4 protein-coding genes are annotated in these 3,578 nt (G+C 56.6%); all 4 read right to left on the reverse strand.

The window, feature by feature from the left end; genetic code table 11:
• Window positions 1-232 precede the first annotated feature (232 nt).
• Window positions 233-616 (reverse strand): four-helix bundle copper-binding protein, encoded by a 384-nt coding sequence (locus tag WD429_RS11290; RefSeq protein WP_368422276.1) that lies wholly within the window; start codon window positions 614-616, stop codon window positions 233-235.
• 491 nt (window positions 617-1,107) lie between these two features.
• Window positions 1,108-2,085, reverse strand: a complete 978-nt coding sequence (locus WD429_RS11295; RefSeq protein ID WP_368422273.1) for an NHL repeat-containing protein — start codon at window positions 2,083-2,085, stop codon at window positions 1,108-1,110.
• A 15-nt stretch (window positions 2,086-2,100) separates the two neighbouring features.
• Complete coding sequence (locus WD429_RS11300; RefSeq protein ID WP_368422274.1) at window positions 2,101-3,018, reverse strand: transporter; 918 nt, start codon at window positions 3,016-3,018, stop codon at window positions 2,101-2,103.
• Entirely contained in the window at window positions 3,008-3,325 is a 318-nt protein-coding gene (locus tag WD429_RS11305; protein WP_368422275.1) for a heavy-metal-associated domain-containing protein, read from the reverse strand. The genes WD429_RS11300 and WD429_RS11305 overlap by 11 nt, the downstream gene beginning before the upstream one ends.
• Between the last annotated feature and the right edge of the window lie 253 nt (window positions 3,326-3,578).

The following is a 3,578-nucleotide window of genomic DNA, read 5'->3' on the forward strand; positions in this document are numbered from 1 at the left end:
TCGCGACTTACACAATACCGGATTCATCGTCCGTTTTCATTTATATCAAAAGGTTACGTTTCTACTGGTGTCTTAAGTAAGTGCCATTCGGGTCAGACCCCAATGCGTTTATAACGCAGGCGCGATGGCCAAATATCAGGTTTTGAATTGGCTTGGCTCCGTGCACAAACAGCACGTTAGCAGCGGGTAGATGGGCGCCGGATTCGGCGCCCACCTACCCTTCTATTACGGATTAAGCCGCCATTTGCCGACACATTTCAGCGCACTTCCGGCAAGCTTCTGCACAACGCTGCATCAAGTCGCCTTCACCTTTCTCGCATTCAGCGGCGCAGTCTTCGCACAGCTGAGCACAGGTCTGACAGATATCATTGCTGTTGTTTAGACCATAACTCATTGCTTTGATACAAAGGCGACAACTGTCCGCACATGCCAGGCACAGTTTGATGCAATTGGCTAAAGAAGCAGAACCTTGCTCAATGCACTCTGCAGCACACTGCTCACAAAGACGCAGGCACAGGTACAGCTGGGTAAGCGCGTCGTCATTTCGATTGTTCGATGTCATTGTGTTTCTCCTCATGATGCTGAACGCAATTGAAGCGAATGCTTCACAAACCATCTTAAGAGGTGGACCTAAGATCAGGTCAAATTTTTTCGCTGCCAATCAAATTAACGATTGACAAGGTTTGCTCAACAGATGCTCAATGCCTTTTTTAGTAAATAAAGACTTACCGCCATTGTTACCGAAGTGGCGGAAGAAGGCATCTCCAAACGCCCTGTCAGCCGGGTCTATGAACCGTATCCTGAATGCGCTCGGTGAAACCTGCGGCCTCGACTTCGTTCCGACCCTGAGCAGTCACAGCTTGCGGCGGGGCTACATTGAGGAAGGCCAACAGTTTTAGGAGAATGTCGCGAGCAACTTGATAACCCAAGTGGCCGACTTGGTCGAGAATATGAAGTAACGTTGGTGATTGAGAGGGCCGAGGCGAACAGGCTGGCCCGCCCGCTGGAACCAGGGAACGCCCTTAGTCAAAAACTAGCTTATTGGGGTCGACGATGGCTCACTCACCAACCAATGCCGTGGGAGCAGACAACCCTTTGGCTTTTGCTCTAATTTTTAGCGGGTTGCCATTTCTCAACGCTATTGTCGGCGAAGTTGGCTGTCCACACTGTGCCGTCGGCTTCCACGTCCACCGCCATCTCTGACTGGCCAGGGCCCTTGGCGGGGGTGCCGAAGGCGGTCAAGAACGAGCCCTCGCCCGTGAACTTCTGGATGCGGTCGTTGTAAAAATCGGCGACGAAGATATTTCCTTCAGGGCCGATGGCAATTGACGTCGCAGTGGTTAACCAGCCTTTGAATGGCCCGTAGATGCCCATGGCAAACGGCCCACCCCATTTACGCAGAAAGTCGCCTCCGGCATCAAACGCCTGGACGCGATTACCGTAGCCATCCGCCACATAGAGGGTGCCATTCTCAGCGAGTGCCGCATCGGTAGGGTAGGTGAATTCACCAGCACCCTTTCCCGTCTTTCCAGTCGTTCCCCACTGTTTCACGAAGGAACCATCCGCCCGCAAGTGCTGCACGCGATGATTGTAGAAGTCGGCCACGAAGAGGTCGCCATTGTCGGCAACGGCGACACCGCCCGGGGCATCGAACTGACCGGGGCCCGCACCGGGACCACCGATGATCTCCAGGGATTCGCCAGCCAGGCTGAACACCTGAATGCGGTCGTTCATGTACTCGGGAACGTAGAGTTTTTCGTCGTGGATGGTCAGGTTCATCGGTCGTCCGAGCTCGCCGGAGCCATCGCCGGCGGTACCGAATTCCCGTTTGAATTGCCCCTCGTGGCCAAAGACCTGGATACGCCCGTTGCGTGCATCGGAGACAAAGACTTCGGTGTTTGTGACGGCAATGCCGGTAGGGTCATTCAGTTGACCCGGGCCGCTGCCTTTTTCACCCCAGTGCCGGGTCAGTTCATAGGGCAGTTCCTGATTCCAGTTGATGGCACCGCCCGTCCAGGCGAGTGCGGCGAGCAGTACCAGAATAGCGGCGGCGCTGTAGCTCAACCATTTAGCGAATTTGATCATCTCTTGCCCTGACACCTAGAAATTGCGACGAAAGCCCACCCGCAGAATGGAGTCATCCTGAATGGCATTGCCGTTGGGGTCCTCCGCCACCGGCAGCTGTAACGTGCCCTCGACGATCCAGCGCCGGGTCACATATTGCAGACCCGGCGCCAGCAGCCACTGGATGCCGCCGGAATTGGCATCGGTACCGCTGCCTATCTCGTTGCGCTCACGGTGAATGAGATTGGATTCCAGCAGGGCATAAACGAAGCCCGGCGTGCCGGACATGCCTTTCAGGCTGTGCGGCCAGATGCGGTATTGCAGCGAGGCATCGAAGCGCGTCTCGTCGCCACGCGCGAAGCCGTCGTGACGCCCGTTTTCACGGTAGAGCAGCTGCGCGTCCAGCTGGTACTGCAGCGTCTGATAGGTGGTTACCACGCCGCCGAAGCCGTCCCAGGCGCCATCGCCGGTCTGTAGCGGTCTTGGCAGCTCGCCGAAACCATCGCGGTCGTTGTCATCGCCCGTGGGCGCGGTGACACCGAACACCGGCGCTATGCGAAAGGTGCCCCCGGTGAAGTCATTCTGGTACAACGTGTAACGACCGAACAGTGAAATGTCGCCGATGCCATCGGTGTCGCGCTCGACCCGACCCATCGGCGTGGTGACATCCAGTTCCTTGTTGAAAAAGTAGGGAACCACGCCGAACACCGCGAGCTTAGAGTTAACGCCATACCCCAGCACGCTGCCCAGGGCCTGCACCGACACATCGCGATCCAGGGACCCGCCGCCGGAGCGCTCCCGCACTACCAGTTGCTCGCGCCAGATGTATTCGTCCTGAGGCACCGGCAGGGCGGTGTTGAAGGTGTTGGGAGCGGCTTGCGCCGTGGTCCCGCCGGCCAGCAGCAGAGCGCCGACCACCACTGACACGACAATTGGATAGTTGTTACGGCGCATCCTTACCTCCTATATCACTGTCAGCCTCTGAGTAGGAGCGTAGTGTGAAACCGGCCTCCTTGACGGCCTGACGCGCCCGCGCCTCAGTGAGTGTCTTGCCCTCTTGCAGAGTCACGCGTACCACGCTGTCGGCGACATCGACCTCTATGTCGGTGACGCCATCGACCTTGTTCAGACGCTTCTCGATACCGAAGGCGCAGAAGGGGCAGGCCAGGCCGTCTACGCCGAGTACATAGTGATTGTCGGCAGCCAGGGCCGACAGACTGAGCAGTAAACCTGTGGTGAGAACCAGTAACTTTTTAAGCATGATCAATGTCCGGGCTGAGGATTCTCTTATAGCCTAGTACCTGGAGTTAGCTCCAGGTAAACACCTAATTCAGAGCAATCACAGCCGGGGGTCTCCTGTCAGTCGGTTGAATCGAGGCTCTCGATAATTGGACAGCCCTTGCCCGAGCCACGACAAAGGTTAAGCAGCGATTCCAGCTCGAGCTGCAGTCGTTCGAGATCCTCAAGGCGGGTTTTGATGTCTTCCAGTTTTTGCTCGGTGAGTTGTTGTACTT

Source organism: Marinobacter sp. (assembly GCF_040904845.1).
GTDB lineage: Bacteria > Pseudomonadota > Gammaproteobacteria > Pseudomonadales > Oleiphilaceae > Marinobacter.

What these genes read in the sequence shown, in the direction of transcription:
- WD429_RS11290 (WP_368422276.1), bottom strand. Translation starts at nt 616, where the DNA reads ATGGTTTGTGAAGCATTCGCTTCAATTGCGTTCAGCATCATGAGGAGA.
- WD429_RS11295 (WP_368422273.1), bottom strand. Translation starts at nt 2,085, where the DNA reads ATGATCAAATTCGCTAAATGGTTGAGCTACAGCGCCGCCGCTATTCTG.
- WD429_RS11300 (WP_368422274.1), bottom strand. Translation starts at nt 3,018, where the DNA reads ATGCGCCGTAACAACTATCCAATTGTCGTGTCAGTGGTGGTCGGCGCT.
- WD429_RS11305 (WP_368422275.1), bottom strand. Translation starts at nt 3,325, where the DNA reads ATGCTTAAAAAGTTACTGGTTCTCACCACAGGTTTACTGCTCAGTCTG.